At 65.3% G+C, this 18,882-nt stretch carries 14 protein-coding genes; 7 read left to right on the top strand and 7 right to left on the bottom strand.

The window, feature by feature from the left end:
• The first annotated feature begins 23 nt into the window (after positions 1-23).
• Positions 24-848, top strand: a complete 825-nt coding sequence (locus RYH80_RS06875) for an arylsulfotransferase family protein (protein WP_370904673.1) — start codon at positions 24-26, stop codon at positions 846-848.
• Between the two features lie 90 nt (positions 849-938).
• Complete coding sequence (locus tag RYH80_RS06870; protein WP_370903113.1) at positions 939-2,273, top strand: arylsulfotransferase family protein; 1,335 nt, start codon at positions 939-941, stop codon at positions 2,271-2,273.
• A 77-nt stretch (positions 2,274-2,350) separates the two neighbouring features.
• Here RYH80_RS06870 and RYH80_RS06865 read toward each other — a convergent pair whose 3' ends face one another.
• On the bottom strand, positions 2,351-3,874 hold the full coding sequence (locus RYH80_RS06865; protein ID WP_370903112.1) for an ArnT family glycosyltransferase: 1,524 nt from the start codon (positions 3,872-3,874) through the stop codon (positions 2,351-2,353).
• Positions 3,875-4,216: 342 nt separating this feature from the next.
• Between RYH80_RS06865 and RYH80_RS06860 the strand changes: the two genes are divergently transcribed.
• Complete coding sequence (locus tag RYH80_RS06860; RefSeq protein ID WP_370903111.1) at positions 4,217-4,864, top strand: glycosyltransferase family protein; 648 nt, start codon at positions 4,217-4,219, stop codon at positions 4,862-4,864.
• A 12-nt stretch (positions 4,865-4,876) separates the two neighbouring features.
• Here the strand turns inward: RYH80_RS06860 and RYH80_RS06855 are convergent, their stop codons facing one another.
• A complete protein-coding gene (locus RYH80_RS06855; protein ID WP_370903110.1) occupies positions 4,877-5,458 on the bottom strand; it encodes a glycosyltransferase family 2 protein in 582 nt (193 codons plus the stop codon).
• 145 nt (positions 5,459-5,603) lie between these two features.
• Positions 5,604-6,527, bottom strand: coding sequence for an alkaline phosphatase family protein (locus tag RYH80_RS06850; protein ID WP_370903108.1), 924 nt, complete (start codon positions 6,525-6,527; stop codon positions 5,604-5,606).
• A 355-nt stretch (positions 6,528-6,882) separates the two neighbouring features.
• Here RYH80_RS06850 and RYH80_RS06845 point away from each other — a divergent pair, with 355 nt between their 5' ends.
• Both RYH80_RS06845 and artA read left to right on the top strand, forming a co-directional pair.
• Positions 6,883-9,378 carry a DUF7827 domain-containing protein gene (locus RYH80_RS06845; protein WP_370903107.1) on the top strand — a complete coding sequence of 832 codons (2,496 nt, stop codon included), beginning with the start codon at positions 6,883-6,885 and terminating at the stop codon, positions 9,376-9,378.
• A 257-nt stretch (positions 9,379-9,635) separates the two neighbouring features.
• On the top strand, positions 9,636-10,613 hold the full coding sequence (gene artA / locus RYH80_RS06840; protein ID WP_370903106.1) for an archaeosortase A: 978 nt from the start codon (positions 9,636-9,638) through the stop codon (positions 10,611-10,613).
• 110 nt (positions 10,614-10,723) lie between these two features.
• Here the strand turns inward: artA and dph5 are convergent, their stop codons facing one another.
• Positions 10,724-11,530: a diphthine synthase gene (gene dph5 / locus RYH80_RS06835; protein WP_370903105.1), complete on the bottom strand. Its 807-nt coding sequence runs from the start codon at positions 11,528-11,530 to the stop codon at positions 10,724-10,726.
• 79 nt (positions 11,531-11,609) lie between these two features.
• The gene (locus tag RYH80_RS06830) at positions 11,610-13,322 is read right to left on the bottom strand and encodes a molybdopterin-dependent oxidoreductase (RefSeq protein ID WP_370903104.1); all 1,713 of its coding nucleotides are present in this window, start codon (positions 13,320-13,322) and stop codon (positions 11,610-11,612) included.
• Positions 13,323-13,498: 176 nt separating this feature from the next.
• Between RYH80_RS06830 and RYH80_RS06825 the strand changes: the two genes are divergently transcribed.
• Positions 13,499-14,020, top strand: coding sequence for a protein-tyrosine phosphatase family protein (locus RYH80_RS06825; protein ID WP_370903103.1), 522 nt, complete (start codon positions 13,499-13,501; stop codon positions 14,018-14,020).
• A 56-nt stretch (positions 14,021-14,076) separates the two neighbouring features.
• On the opposite strand, the gene RYH80_RS06820 is transcribed toward RYH80_RS06825, so the two are convergent.
• Positions 14,077-15,267: a pyridoxal-phosphate-dependent aminotransferase family protein gene (locus RYH80_RS06820; RefSeq protein ID WP_370903102.1), complete on the bottom strand. Its 1,191-nt coding sequence runs from the start codon at positions 15,265-15,267 to the stop codon at positions 14,077-14,079.
• 115 nt (positions 15,268-15,382) lie between these two features.
• Positions 15,383-16,315, bottom strand: coding sequence for a transcriptional regulator TbsP domain-containing protein (locus RYH80_RS06815; protein ID WP_370903101.1), 933 nt, complete (start codon positions 16,313-16,315; stop codon positions 15,383-15,385).
• 92 nt (positions 16,316-16,407) lie between these two features.
• On the opposite strand from RYH80_RS06815, the gene RYH80_RS06810 reads away from it, so the two are divergent.
• On the top strand, positions 16,408-18,471 hold the full coding sequence (locus tag RYH80_RS06810) for a hypothetical protein (RefSeq protein ID WP_370903100.1): 2,064 nt from the start codon (positions 16,408-16,410) through the stop codon (positions 18,469-18,471).
• The last annotated feature ends 411 nt before the right edge of the window (positions 18,472-18,882 follow it).

Raw genomic sequence — 18,882 nt, 5'->3', positions numbered from 1 at the left:
GATATGGCGAAAGAGAGTGTTTTATTGTTAACACTTCTTCGGGTATAATAGAGTGGTCTTGGGACCCTCAGTCGTACTACAATATCAGTACTGGGGGATCAAACGTATTCAGCGCTAGCTCATATCCTGACGATTGGACCCATCTCAATGATGTGACAGTCCTTCAAGACGGTCGTATCATGATAAGTATGCGTAACCATGATGAAGTAATATTTGTCAACAAGACCTCTGGGGTTGAACATGACTGGACGTTAGGTGATAACAATGAGTTCGAATGGCTCTATGAGCAGCATCAACCAGACTATATTCCAGCCGCTAGGGGTGGCCCGGCAGTTGTTATCGCTGATTCACAAAACGATCGTATAGTCGAGTACCAGCGTGATAGTGGTGAGTGGCGTCAGACTTGGTCATGGAGCGATGAACAACTTGCCTGGCCACGGGATGCTGATCGGCTCCCGAACGGGCACACTCTCATAGCAGACACCCATGGTGCCCGAGTATTCGAACTAGACCGAAATGGCTCCATCGTGTGGTCTGTCGGACCAGTACCAGAGGTTTACGATGTAGAGCGATTCGGCACCGGTGATGAATCCGCTGGTGGACACAGTGCTCTCGCGGAAAATCTCTCCGGGACAGATGCTGGGTATGTAACTGCCACACCTTTCCAGCCGACATCGCAAATCAGCATCATTCGAAATGCGCTTCGCTACGCAACCCCTTGGTGGTTCGGCGTTGTCGACGGTATTCTACTATGTATCGCTGTTGTAGCAGTCCTTTCTGGGGTGGGAATCCGATCTGACTACACAAAAGTTATAAGAAAAAAATTACATAGAATTTTTTACAGATAGTATCTTACTAGGTGCTGAGAATCCAAACACTACCGTTCACCGACGGTGAGTCTCGAAAGAACTTATACCACGAGTGGAAACACTTCGACCGTGAGACGACGAGCCCTCCGGGGTGTCTTCGCTCTAGTCGTACTGCTCTCGGTCGTTCAACTGAGCGTCGCGGCGACGACATCTCCGACGGTTAAGGATCGGTACGAGAACGCTGGCACCCAAGCTGTCGCCCCGACTGCCAACGGCACGACAGTCATCACTACGTCCCCACGGAAGGGAACCGACGCCTCTCTGATCGCGCTGGGACCAGACGGTCGTGTCGAATACTACGAGGAACGGTACAGACAGTACTTCGATGTCGACCCTGTCGGGAATACGTCTTCGACAGTTGAGTTCGTCGCGAAAGACACCTCGGTGACGTGTCCGACTGGGACGGAGCCGTGTGCCGACGCAGTCTTTGTCCGCGTGAACATCTCGACTGGTGAACGAGAGGTGTTCGAACGGTTCCAGGCCCAACTGCGAGCTGACTGGCACGACTTCGACAGAATTGACGAACAGACGGTCCTGATCGCTGACATCAACAATGAGATCAGAATCTACAACACACGACGCGACGTGACAACATGGGCGTACAACTTCCGTGCCGACTTCAAACGGGAAGATGGCGGCTCGTTCCCCAAAGATTGGACGCATCTGAACGATGTCGAGTGGCTCGGCAACGGAACGATCATAGCAAGTCCTCGGAATCTTGATCAAGTCGTATTCATACACAAGCAGCGGGGGCTGTTAGAGTCACGGACTTTGGGGAGCGATGGGAACTACTCTCGGCTATTCGAGCAACACAATCCCGACTTCATCCCCGCGGAGCGTGGTGGACCCGCGGTCGTCGTCGCCGACTCAGAGAACAATCGTGTCGTAGAGTACGAGCGGAGGGACGATGGCTGGGTCCGGACGTGGTCGTGGAGCGACGCCCGGATGAGCTGGCCCCGAGACGCCGACCGGCTTCCGAACGGACATACGTTGGTCACGGACTCGAACGGTGGTCGGATTCTCGAACTAAACCGCGATGGGGAGATTGTCTGGTCCGTTCCGGTCGACACACCGTACGAGGCCGAACGGTTGGGAACCGGTGACGAGAGCAGCGGCGGTATGGCTGCGAGTCGCGCAGGACTGGCTGGGACGAACAGTCGTGTCGTCGACGAGAGTTCCGACGCTGACAGTTCGTCTGCTCCTCTGGCATCGCGTGTCGTGATCGCAATAAAGAGCTTCCTCCCGTCGCTCGTGGTCAATGGTCTGTTATTCGTCCTCCCAGGGTGGATGGGTTCCATCGAACTTCTCGTCCTCGCACTGCTCTCCGGTATACTCTCACTGTGGGCAGGCACCGAGGCGTACTGGCGGGGGTACAGGTTCCGAAGCCCGATCTCTCGGACGTGAGGTGGCGTCTGGCGGTGATCTGACTGGGGGTGTCTCCGTCTTGATCTTGTCGTCAAGAGTACAATTCCGACAGTTGCTCACTCGGCGTGTACTTCGAACACGAATATGCCGCCCCGTCTGTGAACTACACTGTACTTCGAGGAATTCTGGAGCGACTCTGCGACGGACCGGTGATCTTCCTGCACGTAGACGTAGTCCGGGGTGGTGGTGAGCTGTTCGGTCACCGACTCAACACACGCCACTCCCGTACACTGCAGTAGCTGTGACCGGAGTTCGGACTGTCGACGAAACGCCGACGGACCCTTCCACTCGGACCCCATCGGCGTGACGAGTACCGTCCTGTTCGTGAACCACGGTAGCCACTCTGCCCCGTCACCTACTACGAGGACGGTCGCTCCGACCGGGGTGTTCTCACCTACCCACTCCATCGCCGTTCTGTCGTCGTTGGAGATTTTCTCGACGTTGTTCTCGGCGACGAGAAACCCGACTCCACCGAGAACACTGTACGTGGCGACGAGTGTGACTACAAGAACCGGGACAAGCCGGTCAACTCGCTCTCCCGACTGGAGGGGGAGGCGACGGAGCCACTCGGTGAGGTCGGCGTGTCGTTCCAGCGAGGGAACTAGGCCATTGACGATGAACCAGGCAGCCGAAATTCCGGTGATGACGTGGAGAAAACGCGGGTTCCCCACCAGCACCCCGATCGAGAGGAACCAGAGGACGAGAAAGAGCCGTCTCCGAACCGCTAGCCACATTAGTCCGAGGATTCCGACACCCTGTGACAGTGCGATGACCGGCACGTTGGGGTTGTAGAAGTAACTGATCGCGAAGCCAACGAGGTCGGGGCCGATCCCACCCCGCACACGACTAGTACGGAGGAAGATCTCGACGCCGTGATTTGACACGACCGTCCCGAGCCACGGGAGCGCGACCACCAGCCCGACGCCGACGACACCACTACCGAGTGCGAATCCGCGAATTGATCGGCTGTAGACCGCCCACAACAACAGATACGAGATGCTGTAGAAAGTGGCGTACACTGGATGACTCATCACTGTGAGGCCGAACAATACTCCCCCGAGAACGATCTGTCGGGGATTTCCCGCTTCGAACAGTCGAATCCCGATCAGGATTCCGACGAGTGAGAAGACGAATCCGGGGCCTCTAGTCACACCCGTCGCGACAACGAGTGGGCGGTACACCTCTGGAGAGGTGAGGATCAGCACGCTCGCGAGTGTAGCGACACGAGTAGACCCCGTTATCTCGGTGACGAGCTTGTACAACGCCGGAACACTCAGGAGATAGAACACGGACGGAAGGACCCAATACAGCGTCGCAACGTCGACCTGAAGCCACAGCCCCCCTGCCAACAACACGAGTCCGACTGGTGGGTACGCGAACGGGACTCCATCGACCGTGTACCCGTCTATCGACCGTACGTATCCCGGGCCGTGATCCAGCAGTGCCGTCGCCATATCGAGGTACAGTCCTCCGTAGTGGCCCGGGAAGTCGAAACTCACGACGTACACGGAGAGGACGACAATTGCCGAGATGACTCCTGGGAGGAGGCCCCATCGATCCGTACCCGTTCCGGTGTCCATTTCGACCCACTTCTTCGACGCAGTTCAGATAACCTCTTCGAACTGAACAGAGAGCTACGTAGACGCGGACTCTAGGACGTTCTCACCACGTTGCCTCCCGTCGTCACTGTGTTGTTGAGCGGTGACCACTGATGAGCTGATTCCGTAGATATATAACAAGTTCTGCTGATAAAGTGGACGATGACCGATTCTACTCGGTACGTATACTCACTATCTGGCGAACCAAGATTCATCGTGCAAAACGCAGTCAGGTCGATCAACTCTCTGTTGAATACTACGGACACGGAGCCGAAGAACATCGTGACGTTCGTCACTCCACCCGGGACAAAAAACGCCGTACGTGTGCTGGAGGACCTCGGCGTCGATGTCCGCGAGGTCGATCCCGTCTTCCCGGGCGGGTTCCGAACACACGTCGGCGACGGACACGCCGAGTACGCCGAGAAGTGGCGACTGACCGAGGTGACCGCCGACACGGTCGTGTTCCTCGACTGTGACACCGTCGTCGCCAGAGACCTCTCCGAGGTCGTCGACGGATCGTTCGATCTGAAGGCGCGTCCTCTGTCTGCGACCGACCCCGACCGGTTCGAGGCGCTGTTCGAACGAGACGGCCGGACACCGCGGTCGTGGTACCCGAACACGGGGTTCCTGGTGTTCCGAGACGGCTACCACAGACGTGTCGCGGACGACTGGCGACGGTACATCGAGGACGATCTCCACTACTACTCCGAGGGGTACACGAAAGAACAGTTCGCGCTCGCGCTGGCGTCGAGCGAGGCGACCGTCGAGAAGATGACACGGCGTGAACACGTCATGGAGTGGCGCGACGAGCTGGTCGCCGACGGGTACGTCTACCACCTCGCCAACGGCGACGTGGCCGTCGGCCAGGAGCTCCTCAACGCCGTCGACGGCCACCTCCCGGCAGTGGTTCGCAACGCCGTCGGCCGGCAGTTCCCGTGGTTGTACGATCGTATCGGTTACGGCGACACGTGACGGTCTCGCGCTTCAGCGACCGGGGACGACGCCGCCGAGCTTCCGAGTGAGGAGTCTGACCGCGACGGGTCCGAACTGCACCGGGTGTCGCCGTGTGAGGTACCACGTCCACTCAAGGTGTTCCGTCGTGGTCATTCCCTCGCCCGTGTCCTCGTCGTAGTGGGGGACGGTGTCGCGGTCGAGCCGCCACACGGTCCCGCCGGCTCGCTCGACACGGATGGCGAAGTCCGTGTCTCCACCGTGGTGACGCCGCTCGTCGAAGCCACCGACACGCTCCCACAGTGATCGGTGGAAGATCATGAGTCGGCCGATGACCCACCGTGCAGGCGGGAAGTCGGCCAGGCCAGCCAACGTCGTTCGGTCACCCTCCCGGAGGACACGACGAACCGTCTCGGTCGGGAACTCGATGTCGTCGTCCGCGATCACGATCCAGTCGTTCGTAGCGTGTTCGACGCCGGCGTTACGTGCTACGTTGAGGCCGTCGTCACGGCGGACGAGGAGTTCCGCCTCCTCGGGTACGGTCTCGGGCGTGGTCAACTCCGACCTAGCTGTCGGGACGACGACGCTCACGTCTTCGAGTGTGTTGTCGGACATAGTTCCCGGTCGTCGCGTCTCGGTCGCGACACCGTCGTCACGTCTCGGCCCGTGGTACTTGTGACTGTCCGTCGGGGTGGTCGTGGTGGCCACTCGACGTACCGTCTCCCCCCGACGGAAATCGCTCGTCGTCGACACACGCCACTCAGACGTACCCGAGACTCTCTAGTTTCGATTCGACACCGCTCGTCGGTGTCGTCTCGGCCTCGGTGGTCGTCGGTTCGTACTCCTCCGTGTCGGTCGCCGACACCTCGACCCACGGGACTCTCCGGAGTGTCGGTACCGGAACGCCACAGGGGTGTGCGTACACACCCCACTCGCCGAACGCCTCCCCGTGGTCGGCGGTGATCGCGACCGTGTCCGCGTTGACGTTCGACAAGAGGAGTTCCACGTCGTCCAACACGTACCGTAGGTTCGCTCGGTACGACTGCCAGACACGCTCGGCGTCGATCCGACCGCGTCGGAGTCGGTCGAGTGGGGAGTGCCACGTCTCGTCGAACGCCTGCAGCGAGATCCCGTCTCCCACCGGGTCGGGCGGCGACGGGAAGTGTGGCTGCATGTAGTGGACGACGAGTCGGTCCGGGGCGTCGGCACGCATCGTCTCGATCACACGATCAGTTAGCGGGCGTGGCGGAATCGTGCCGAGTTCCTCGTCCCACGCCGTCTGCCAGAGGTCGTCGACACGTCGGAGTCGCGAGTGGTCCAGTTGGCGGTCGCTGAAGGGGTTGCCGGTCACGTAGACCGTCTCGGCGACGGTCTCGGCGTGGGCTTCGTCGTGAAACGTCGCGTCGAGCCACTCGGGTGAGCAACTCGCCGGCGACCGGTGCGTGTCGACCGGTCCGAGCCAGTCGTACTCGTCGGCGACCGACCGGAGTACGTCGACGCGACAGCCGTCGAGGACGACCAGCAGATCCCAATCACGCGTGTACACGGAGGCCCCGTCCGGTGTGAGTGGTGTCACACGCCGCAGTCCACCCAGGTACAGCTCGTAGAGACTCTCCCGGACACCCGAGAGCCCGTCGTCTGCGACACGAGTGGTCGTCTCCCGAACCCAATCTCCCAGCGTCACACACGTGGGAGAGGCGGGTCACCGTATAAACTGCCCGGCTCTCGCTCGACCGGACACCGAACGACGACCGAGGACACCGTGTCGACACCCACCGTTGTTCTCACACGACGAGTCGCTCGACCGACACGACGAGATGATGTGGTGAGAGTTCACGTACCGTGGGTGACAGACGGTCTCGTGTCGGACCTCCGCCGAGAGAGCCCCCCTCAATATCACAAAGCACTTATAACAGACGTACGCAGTTTGTCATACCCCTACCCATGGCACCAGTGCAACGTGCCGGTCGCGCGAGTCGGGGCAGTCGGCTCGCACGACGGACGCGCACGGGTCGCCGATCAGCAACCCGAAGCTAACCATGACAGACACAAACGAAAAAGTCCGCGCGCTGTTCCTCTCAGCGCTGATGGTATTCAGCGTCTTCGCTGGTACCGTCGCGTTCTCCGGAGCAGCAGCGGCAGCGAACACAAACGCCACAGTCGAAGGCGCCATCGAGTTCGGTGCAGATGGCTCCTCCGGCGACGGCGACATCGAAATCGCGTTCAACCAGAGTAATTCGATCAGTAACTCCGACATCGGTACAGACCTGAACGTCACCCTCAACGGCAACAACGTCAACGACGACTACACGGTCAAGACGTCGGGTGCACGTACGGTCCTGGAGTACGACGACGACAACGGGACCATCACGCCGGGTGACACGCTGGAGATCGAGTACTTCGGCGAGACCACCGAGGTCACCACCACGGCGAACACCCTCGTCGCCGACGGCTCCTCTAGTGCGCGTGTCAACGCGTACGAGGGCGCCGTCGTCGCCGTCGACTTCAGTGGCGTCTCCGGCGCCAGCACGGACTTCGCGTACGAGCGGTACTACGACGGGGAGTTCCAGTTCGGTGGCTCCACGGGGGCGAACAGCTTCCTCGTGACCCTTGACACCGAGGGCCAGCCGACCGCCGAGATTCACGAGTTCCGCGACTCGACGGGCGTGAACACGCTCGGTAACCTGTCGCTGCGCTCGCTGGGCCTGTCGGCGTCCCTCGATTCGACCGAAGTCGTCCGCGGTGAGGACGAGATCACGGTCGACGTGTCCGCGAACCAGGGCAACCGCCCAGTCACGCTGACCGTCGAGGACCCGAACGGTGACGAGTTCGACTCGACCACCCAGGACCTGAACAACAACGGACAGACGACGTTCACCGTGCCCGTCAGCGCGTCCGACGACACGGGGAACTACTCGATCACGGTGACCGACGACAACACCGGCGTCGAAGCGACGACCGGCGACGCAGTCGTCGTCGAACAGCCGGACAGTAGCGCCTCCTTCGAGGAGTCCGTCACTGTCCCGCGTGGTGACATCGTCGAGTTCACCGTCAACCTCGAGAACACGGACACCGCACGTGTCCAGGTCGGTAGTGACAGCAAGGGGTACAACGTGTCCCTGCGCGTCAACGACGGCACGGACGACGACGAGTCCGTCACGATCCGCTGGAACACCTACAACAGCGCGAACAGCACGAGTGCAGACGGGAACCTGGAAGCCTTCTCCGTCGTGACGGAGAACACGGACACCCAGGACAACATCAACTTCACGGCCTCGTCCGTGGACAACGATGTCGACAACGTCATCGCACCGACGAACTACCAGCTCCGTGTCTTCCCGGGTGAGGACGCGGACAACCCGAGTGCGTTCTCCTCGGTGACTGTCACCGAGCGCTCGCTCGGCAGCATCCAGATGTGGACCGCGCCGAAGACGGTCACGCCGTCCGACCTGACCTCGGACGCGATCTACACGAGCATCGACGACGGTGCGATCACGCAGGATCAGTCGATCGCCGCCAACGACCTGCTCGTCCACCAGATCCGTGACACCACGGGTCTCGAGGGTCTCATCGACCTCCAGAACGGTTCGTCGACGAACGCGAAGTTCCTCGACGCAGTCGGTGACGAGCTCGCCCTGACCATCGAGCAGGACAGCCCGGCGCCGAACGACGATCCGTTGTCGATCACGCCGACCCCGAACAACGCGTACGTTGTCGGTGACACCGCCAACGACACATACTTCATCATCGTCGACACCGGCGCTCTGCAGAACAGTGAAGTCAACAACGGCGACGTCTCCGACGTCGTCAACGCTGGTGACTTCACGACGACGCTGACGGTCGACGCGTCGAACGTCTCTGCCGGCTACTTCGACGGCACGGACGCCGAGTTCGACGAGTCGATCAACCAGAGCTTCGAGGTCGTCAGTACGGACGTCGAGATCACGCAGGCGAACGCCAGCCAGTCCGAGACGGGCACGGTCGTTGCCGAGACGAACGTGGCACCCGGCTCGACGTTCCGCGTCGAGGTCTCCTCGGTTGAGGAGACGACGGACGGGTTCATCGAGTCCAAGGAGGTCACCGTCCAGCGTGACGGTACGGTCTCCGCCGAGTTCGCTATCTTCGCCGATCGGACGGTCGGTGAGGAGTACAACATCGTCTTCGAGCCGTCTGCGGGCGGCGAGCCGTCGGCGAGTGCGACCGGCTTCCTCCAGGAGGCCGACGCGACGCCGACCGCGACGCCCACCACGATGGGCAACATGACCTCCACGGAGACGGAGACGGACACGCCGGAGCCGACGGACACGGAGACGGACACGCCGGAGCCGACGGACACGGAGACGGACACGCCGGAGCCGACGGACACGGAGACGGACACGCCGGAGCCGACGGAGACGGACGAGCCGACGGAGACGGAGGAGTCCACGGAGACTGAGGAGACGACGACCAGCACGGGCACGCCCGGCTTCACGGCCGTCGTCGGCGTGGTCGCGCTGCTCGGCGCCGCCCTCGTCGCACTCCGCCGTCGCAACTGACGACCACGACTGACCGGCGAAACCGGTCACTCTGACGATCCCTTTCTTTCGACGCGACCCGGACAGCGACACGCTCGCCGGACGGGTCCGGGCGTGCGACGCACACGCCGCTCACACGGCCGACTGCCGGTACGGTTCACCGCTGCCGTGGTGTCCGTCGGCCCGCGCCCGTATCACGGCCGTCGACCCGCCGACGGCTGTCCGGCGTCGTCTCCAGAGACGACAAGAGCTATTGCCGTTCACGAGTACGTTCGACCGTGCCCGGGACACTCACCGACCTGTTCGCGTGGGGCGTGGTCGCGCTGTTCCTCCTCGCCGCCGTCGTCGAGTGGGTCGGCCGGAGCCGTGGCGGCCGCCGCGAACTGGCGCGTCGCCTCGCGGCCGCCGCGTGGGTCGGCTTCGGTGGGTTCTGGTTGGTCCTGTTCCCGCACTTCGCGTTCACACAGAAGAGCTACGTCGAGGGCGTACTCTCGGCGGTCGCGGTCCCGGCGTGTGTGTACGTCGGCTACCTGCTGTGGCAGGGCCGCGACTCACTGTTCGTGCTCTCGCGTGCCGTCGCGGTGATGGGACTCGTCTACCTGCCGTTCGAGACGATCCCGGCGATCACCCTGCTGGGACTCGACCTCCCGGCACCGCGACGGGTGTTGATCGAGGTCGTCGCCGCACAGACGGGTGCGGCGATGGGGTGGCTCGGCTACCACCCGGAACTGCTCCGCGGACCCGAGGGCTACTGGAGCACCTACCAGTTCGTCACCGACGGGGGCCACCAACTGCGGTTCACCGTCCTCTTGGCGTGTACGGGCCTCGGGAGTATGGCGATCTTCGTCGGGCTCGCGGCCGCGGTGCGGGCGCCACTGCGGCGGAAACTGACGGCCGTCGCGATCGCGGTGCCGATCATCTGGGCGCTCAACATCGTCCGGACGACGTTCATCGGGATCGCGTTCGGGAAACAGTACCTCCACGTGTTCCCGGACGTGGTGTTGCTGCTGTTCGGTGCCTCCGACCCGTACAAGGTGTCGTTCTTCCTGTCGGACCGGGTGATCAGTCAGGTGCTGGCCGTGGTCGCGTTGATCGGCGTGACGTACCTCGTCGTCAGACGACTGCCGGAGCTACTCACCGTGATCGAGGACGTGCTGTACGTCGTCACCAACGAAGAGTACGACCTGCGCCGCGAGTTGGACCTACCGCGTGACCCGGCGACGGAGCCGCCCGGGCGTGGATCGGCGGACGACTGACTCGCGTTGCGTCAGTGGACGACTGACCCACGTCGAGAACCGGCGGACGACGAGCTTCCGTCGCGTTCCGGCGGATCACGACGGTCGTCCGCTCGGAGTCTCCCGACGACCTAGCGTTCGCGTCGCGCGACCGCGTCGGCGGGGGCGTCGGCGAGTGTCCGGAGTGCGTCCGCCTCGACGGCGTGGAGGTCGCCGGGAACGACCAGCGCGTGTAGCGGTGGCCCGAACTCGCGATCGGCGAGTCCGGCGAGCGTGTCGGCGACGACGACGGGGTCGGGCCCGCCGGCACGGGCGACGGCGACGGCGAGCGTGTCCGCGTTCCAGTCGTCGACGAGGAGTCCGGCGGCGGTGTCCGCGGTCATGAACTGGTCGCCGTCCGGCCCGGCCGGCGAGGAGCCGGCGGCCTTGATGTCGAGGAAGACGAGCGTGTGGAGCCCACGCTCGCGGTTGTCCTCGATCCCCTCGACCACGCTGTCCGGGACGCCGTCGGCGCCGTGTGCGTACGGGAACGGGAGCGTCACCGACCGTCCGAAGCGGTAGTTCTGGAGGCCGGTGAGCGACGCGACCGCGGCGGCCGCGGTGACGCCGTGGACCACGTGGGTGTCGATCCCGCGATCTTCGGCGCGGAGCCGGAGGTCCGTGTGGGTGGTGGCGATCAGCGGGTCGCCGGGGGTACAGAAGACGACGTCGTCCGACTCGGCGGCCGCGAGGATCGGCTCCGGGTCGCGTTCGACGCCGGCGCGGTCGCGTGTCTCGATCTCGACGCCGTGAGCGTCGGCCACCTCGTCGAGCGTCGCGCCGACGAGACGGCTGGTGTACGTCTCGGCGAAGACGCGATCCGCCTCGCGGAGCCGGTCGCGGCCTTCGACGGTGATCGACCGCTCGTCGTACAGTCCGAGTCCGACGAAAGTGAGCACGCTCCGTCTCGCCGCCGCCGGCAGTTAGCGGTGTCGTTCGGCGTCGGGCGCCGACGACGGAGGGAGTCGACGACGCCGACTACGGGGCGACGGTCTTCGACACCCAGCCGGTCGCGCCGCTCGGGAACGGGCCGGTCCGTTCCTTCGTCTGCAGGTTCCCGTTCTGGTCGGTCGCACGGATGACGACCTCGTGTTCGACGCCGGGGCTGTCGTAGGTGTACTCCCACTGTCGCCACACGTCGTCGCCCGGCAACTGCTCGCTGAGACGCGCGTCCGTCCACGAGTCGCCGCCGTCGGTCGACACCTCGACGCGCGAGATCCCGCGTGTGCCAGCGTAGGCGTGGCCGCCGACCTGGATTCGACCGTCGCCGGGACGGTTCACCGTCTTCAGTTTGGCGACGGTGTTGACCGGCCCGGTTCCCTGCCAGTTGCGCTTCTCCCAGTACCCCGGCTTCTCCGTGTTCATGAACTCGATCTCGTCGATCCACTTCACGTTCACCTCGCCCCAGTGCCCGGGGACGAGGATACGGACGGGGTAGCCGTGCCGGCGCGGCAACACCTCGCCGTTCATCCCGTACGCCAACAGCCCACCGCGGATCTCGTCCAGCTCGATCTCCTCGTAGAACCCGTCCGTCGACCGCAGCATCACGCAGTCGCAGTCGCCGTCCGGATCGACCTCGGCGAGTACGTCGTCGACCGGTACGCCGGTCCACAGGGCGGTGTCCATCTTCTTGCCGTTGCGGCCCTCGCCGACACACCGCAGCGTGACGAACCGGTGGTCGACGGCCATCGACGTGAGGTCCTCGTAGGAGAAGGTGACCGTCTCGTCGACCTGTCCGGTGAGCGAGAGGCTCCACTCGTTCGCCGAGAGGTCCGGGTCCACGCCCGCGGTGTCGACGACGTAGTGTTTCTGCGAGACGAGCGGCTCGATGCCGTCTACGTCGAGCGTCTTTCGGTCGGCCTCGTTCAACAGCCGCGTGATCTCCGAGGTCGGTGTGGGTGTCGCGGTCGGCGTCGCCGTCTCGGCGCTCTCACCGGCGTCGCTGCCCGCGTCTGCGTCGCCGCTCTCACCACCGCCGGCACCACCCGCCGCGGTTCCAGCCGCGCCGGTCCCGGGTGCGGGCGTCCGCGTCGTCTCCGTCGGTGTGTGGGTCTTCGTCGCGGCGGAGCCACCGCCACCGTTCGCGTCCCGGCCACCCGCGAGGGCGTCCGGTTCGGCGGGTTCGGTGCTGCCACCGCCGCCGCTGCGCGCCGCGACCGTCGCCGCCGCGCCGACGCCGACGAGTCCCGGGAGCCCCCCGAGCACCCGTCGCCGTCCGGTGTCGGTCGCGTCCGTCGTGTCGGCCGCTCGCCCCCCGAGGTCCCCACCCAGGAGCACCGCCGCGACGCCGGCACCGGTCGCCAGACTCGGGAGCCCGACGCCGACGAGGCCGACGGAGGCGAGCGTCCCGAGGACGCCGCCGACGACGGCACCCGCGCCGGGTACGTCGAGTTCCGCGCCGATCTGGTCGGCCAGCAGTGCGAGGCCGGCGAGTCCCGCCGCCGCGAGTCCGGCTGCACTGAGCACGTTGAGCTGCTGCCCAAGATCGCCCAACACGAGGATGGCGAAGGTGATGATCTCACCCGGGAGGATCACCGCCATCGTGTTCGCGATGGGCGCGGCGACGAACCCGGGTGTCACCCCGGCGACTGCGAACGAGCCCGTCAGCCCGGCGAGACCCGCGACCGCGGCGAGCAGGATGTCCGACGGCCGGAGGCCGGCCGGGAGCGACGGGAGCGTGTCTCTGAGCACACGTCGACGGAGGGACCTGTGCTCGTTAAGTGTTGGCCGGAGACTCACCCAAATTCGTTCCAACTGTCTCGGCGATACGGTCGACACTCACCGTGTTGGGGTGGCTCGGCGCCCCGCGACGACGGCCGACTCGCGGAACCACAGCCTACAGGTGAGACGCCGCCTACGAACGACACGTGAAGGGACTCCAGTCTGCCGCCCCGGACGCGCCGGCGGTGTATGGCGTCGGCTCCCCACAGTGGGTGTTCCGCACTGCGGCCGACCCCGTCGCCCGGTGGTGTGACGCCGTCGCGGACCACGGGATCGACCGAGTGTGTTGTCTCCTGAGCGAGCGCCAGGTCGCCGCCTACGACGGACTGCTCGACCGGTACCGCGAGCGGTTCGGTGCCGACGCGGTCCGGCACGCCCCGGTGACGGACCACGAACTCCCGTCCGTCGACACGCTCGTCGACGAGGTGCTCCCGTTCCTCGCAGAGGCGAGTGCCGACAGCCCGGCGGTCGTCCACTGCCACGCCGGGATCGGCCGCACCGGCGTCGCGCTGGCGGCGTACCTCGTCGCCGAGTGTGACTACACCGTCGACGACGCCGTGGTGACCGTCTCTGACCGCGGCCGCGACCCGGCCGACGCCGTCCGCTCTGGCAACGCGACGAGCGAAGAGTTGGACGCGACGCTGGCGGCCGTTGGGCGGGAGTGGTGAATCAGCCTGGCTCGTCGCCCACCACGAGGATCACGACCCGTCCCCACTCACGAGGGTCACGACCCGTCCCCAGTCACGACCCACTCGCGTGCGGCCGCGACGCCCGCGTCCACGTCCGTCTCGACGCCCACCTGATCGAGCGCCTCGCCGACGGCACGCACCCCGCGCACCACGGCCTCGCCCGCGAGCGACCCCATGTTGGAGACGCGGAAGATCTGGCCGCCGAGGTGCGCCTGTCCGCCGGAGATGGAGACGTTCCGTTCCTCGACGGCGGCGAAGAAGTCGGCGGCGTCCTCGTAGATCGGGTCCGGCAACTGGATCGCCGTGACGGTGTTCGAGCGGACCGTGTGGTCCGTCGCGTCCGGGAACGGCTCCAGTCCCAGCGCGTCGAAGCCGGCGCGGAACGCCCGCGCCTGGCGGTAGTGGCGCGCGATCCGGGCGGGCATCCCCTCCGCCTCGATCGCCGCGACCGCCTCGGCCATCGCCCGGAACAGCGGTACCGCGGAGGTGAACGGCGTCTGGTGGCTCTCGGCCTTCCGGAGGTGCCAGTCGAGGTCCTCGTAGAACGGCGCCGACTCCCCGTCGAAGGCGTCGCGAACGTCGTCGGTCACGTACACCGCCGAGATCCCCGGCGGTGTCTCCAGCGCCTTCTGGGCGTCCGTGATCGCCACGTCGACGTGCCAGTCGTCGACACAGAACACGTCGCCGCCGACACTGGTGACGCCGTCGACGACGAACCGCGCGTCGTGGTCCGCCAGCAGGTCCCCGACACCCCAGACGGGGTTCTGGAGCCCGGTCGAGGTCTCGTTGTGGACCATCGTCACCAGTGCGGTGTCGGGTTCGATCGCCGCCTCGACGGCCGACAGCGGGATCGACTCTCCCCACGGCACGTCGACGCGAGTCACGTCCTCGGAGTGGCGTTCCGCGATCCGAGCGAACCGCCGGCCGAACTTCCCGTTGACGAGTGCGACGACGTGGTCCTCTGGACCGACGAGGTTGGCGACGGCCGCCTCCATCCCCATCGTCGCCGTCCCGTTGAGCAGGAGTGCCGTCCCGCCGTCGCTCGTGGCCGCGCCGGCGGGTGTCGACCGCTCGAACACGTACTCGACGCCGGCCTGTGCGCGCTCGTAGACGGCCTCGAAGTCCGCAGACCGGTGGGACACCATCGGCTCGTTCATCGCGTCGAGCACCGACTGGCGCACCGGCACCGGACCGGGGTTCAACAGGAGGAAGTCGTCGTCGGTCACGTCACCGGTCACGCGCGGCGGAGAGATAAACTCGGCGGGGGGCGCGATTCTCGCGATCTCCCCACGTCGCCGTCACCTCGTCGCACCGGACCGGTCGGCCGCGCCGCGCGAGGAGTCAGTCGTCGACGGCCGCCGCACGGATCAGCGCCGCGAGCCCCTCCTCGTCGGCGAGTCGGCGGTACTCGTCGGTGAGCAGGAGCCGCTGGCGCGGTCGCCCCGTCTCGACGGGCACCTTCTCCGTCTCGATCACGCCGCGTTCCTCCAGCGTCGACTTGTGTCGCGAGAACGAGGCCGTCGACGCGACCCCGGTCCGATCTCCCCACCGACTCACGTCGTAGTGGAGCAGTTCGTGCCGCGCCGCGATCGCCAACCCGGCCCGTACCGGGTGGTACGTGGAGGCGTCGTCCAACGCCGCGGCGACGGTGAGACTCTCCGCGAAGTCCGCACGGAACGCCTCGCCCAAGGTGCGCTCGCCAGTCGCCAGCGTCTCGCTCAACGGCGGGGTCCGCAGGGAGAACGACTCCGCGTCGGCCCACAACTGCTCGGCGCGCTCGTACACCTCGCCCGGCACGTCCGTCTCCGTCGTGCGCAGGGTCGCCGCCGCGTCTCCGACGAGCACCAGCGCCGAGAGCCGATTCGGCCCGACCAGCGCCGGCGTCTCGTCGGCCAACGGCGTCTCGCGGAGCCGCACCACGTCGTCTGCGATCAGATCCGCCACGCGGGTGGCGACGTGGTGACGCGTCCGGAGCCACACCAGCGTGTCGTGGGGTGCGAGGAGCCGCAGTGTGGGTGGGTTCTCGACCTGGTCGACGGCCGCCTCCAGCGCCTCGAGGAACGCCGGCGGCGGGTCCAGCAGGTACTGACGACCGCCCTCGGCCGACGCCAACAGCTCACGGAGCGTCTCCACGACCGACGCCGTCGTCGTCGCCGTCGCGGCGTGGTGACCCTCGCCTCCGTCCGCACGACGGCTCTCGCTCCCCGTCCGACTCGGTCGTTCCGGTGTCTCCTCGTGTCCGTCCGCACCGCCGCTCGTCGTCGTCTCTGTCATCTCGACACCCACTAGCGGTCACCCGATCAAAATTACGCCAGAAAGAGACAGTTCCGATACCGGTGTCGTTAAATCACGTGCGGCCCTCGGTGGTGTCGAACGGAGCGACGACCGTGAAGGTGACACCCGACGAGGACGGCGTGACGGCGATCGATCGCGCGCGGCGGTCCGTCTGTGTGGAGACGGGTCACGAGCCGACGCTGGAGCGTGGCGGCTACCTGTTCGCGGACAGGGAGACCGTGGCCTACGAGGCCGACGAGACCGTGCGCGTCGAGACGGACGGGCTCCGCACGTCGCCGGTGGGCGTCACGGTGATCGACCCGGACAGCGGCGAGCACAGTCGCCTGACCGACGACGAGCCGATGGCCGTCGGGCCGGACACGCTGGTGGTCGTCCGCACGCCGGTGTTGGTGCTCGTCCGGCCGGGCGCCTCGGGGACGGTCCGTCGCGACGCGGAGACAGTACTCGACCTCTCGGAGACGGCGACGGTGACGCTGGGGTTCCGGACGAAGGCGGACTTCCCGGAGGGGGAGATGTCGGTCCACCGCTCGCCGGCGGGTGTCGCGAACGCGATCACCGCCGCGGGGTGTGCGATCCCGGTCACGTCGCCGGACCGCACCTGGCCGAACGTCCGCAACTACCCGCCGGCCATCGAGTTGTGTGACGACCCGGCCGCGGACACGACCAACGAGTTCGACCCGCCGGAGACGGACGTGTCGCTGGTCGTCCCCGAACGGGACGCGCTGGCGTACCTGTTGCCGACCGCGCCGCTGGCGTACTACCTCGGCGCGTCGGTCCGCGTCGCCCCCGACGCCACGGCGCACCTCCGGGCCGGCGACCGACGGGTGTCGTTGGGAGGCAATCCCGAGACGGCGGACCACGAGGCGTCGCGGCTCCTGCGACGACTCTTCTACCTCGACTGTCTCGCGCGGAGTGCGGGGCCGCACGGCGAGCAGTTGGCGGAACACCACCTGTTGGTCGAGGCGGGGTTGGACGCGGCGTCGCTGTACGAGGCGCCCATCGCGGAGCGCGTCCGCCGGTACCTCGCGCTCTCGGCGGCGGACACGGAGCGACTCGACGCGGAACTGCCGACGTGGCACCTCGGCGTCCACGTCCAGCCGTCGATGGAGAACGTGCCGGCGCTGTCGCACCACCTCGCGGGGTTGAGCGACGTGTACTCCCCGGAGGCGGCGACGCTGGAGACGGTGAGCGAGCAGTTCGAGTGGGCCGAGGAGCGGAAGCTCCGCAGTTCCGCGCCGCGAGCGACGGACGACGAGGTGTGGGTCTCGCCGGCGGAACGCGCCGCCACCGTCGGCTGGCAGGCCCCGCGCCGTGCGCTCGGGGCGTTCAACCTCGTGGACGCGCCACGGCCCCGGCCGCGCGAGGAGGACGAGTTGTCGATCCGCGTGGCGTTGACGGCGCGGGACATGCCCGGTCGCGAGGTGGTCGAGCAGTACGGCGAGCGGGACCTCCCGCTGTCGGTGGAGCTGTTGGCGCGGCCGACGACGGCGGATCTCGCGCGACTGTTCGAGGCGGACCACGACCTGGTCCACGTCGTCGGCCACCACGAGCAGGGCCGGGGGATCGAGTGTCGCGACGGGTTCCTCTCGCACGGGTCGGTCGACGCGTGCGGTGCGGAGACGTTCTTCCTGAACGCCTGCGGCTCCTTCGAGTTCGGCGAGCGGCTGGTGCGCCGCGGTGCGGTCGCCGGCGCGGTGACGACCCGCGCCGTCAGCGACGAGAAGGCCGCCTCCGTCGGCCAGAACTGGGCGCGGCTGATCTCGCTGGGGTGGAGTGTCGAACGGGCGCTGTCGTTCGCGCGGCAGATCGATGATCCGAGTGGGTACGTGGCTGTGGGAGACGGGACGCACGCTGTCGCACAGTCAAATGCAAATATACCTCCAATGTATAAGATAGTGGAAGAAGAGTATCTGATAACAAATTATACAGGGCTGAATGACATTGGAGGGGTAGTTGAGGACCATGTTGCATCGAAGCGTCAAATGAGGCAGAATCCAATAAAGAAAAATATTGACAATAGCAAAGCTAGAAGAGAGCTAAGAATCCACCAGAGTCCAGTTATGTATAAAGGGGAGTTTTTGTGGGATGCCTACGATCGACTTTACTCAGACGACGGATCGGTTGGTCCGTCGTAGGAGTTCCCAGATTCCTCTGTTGTGAACTCTATTGCGGATTCTACTGACCTTACTACTGACTCACTCTCCACCGCAGCGGCGGTCCCGCTCGCGAGCAGGAACGTGGTCACGACGAGCAACGACACGACGAGGCGCGGGTGCGCCGCGGCGGCACACCGAACGCGCGTCAACAGTGAGCGCATACTCCGATACATTGCCTCTGACAACTTGATTTTAACGGGCTAGATAGTAAGAGACAACCTAATTTTTTGTGTCGTCATCCGGTTTCGGCGTCGGAGGCGAACGAATCCGACGCTCGACGACGGAATAGACGATCACGACGACGGAATCTGCTCCGCCGCCGCCACAGACTCGTGTGTAGATACTGCCACGTCGTGTGAAGAAACGTTCACGAGCCGCGGAACCTGTGGT

The organism is Halobaculum sp. MBLA0147 (genome assembly GCF_041361345.1).
In the GTDB taxonomy this organism is placed as follows: Archaea; Halobacteriota; Halobacteria; order Halobacteriales; family Haloferacaceae; genus JAHENP01.
The sequence above is the reverse complement of the archived record's forward strand: the minus strand, read 5'-3'. Positions and strand labels throughout refer to the sequence as shown.

Bases quoted from the DNA above. Each gene is read 5' to 3' on its own strand.
- RYH80_RS06865 (WP_370903112.1), bottom strand. From the start codon at position 3,874: ATGGACACCGGAACGGGTACGGATCGATGGGGCCTCCTCCCAGGAGTC.
- RYH80_RS06855 (WP_370903110.1), bottom strand. From the start codon at position 5,458: ATGTCCGACAACACACTCGAAGACGTGAGCGTCGTCGTCCCGACAGCT.
- RYH80_RS06845 (WP_370903107.1), top strand. From the start codon at position 6,883: ATGACAGACACAAACGAAAAAGTCCGCGCGCTGTTCCTCTCAGCGCTG.
- RYH80_RS06815 (WP_370903101.1), bottom strand. From the start codon at position 16,315: ATGACAGAGACGACGACGAGCGGCGGTGCGGACGGACACGAGGAGACA.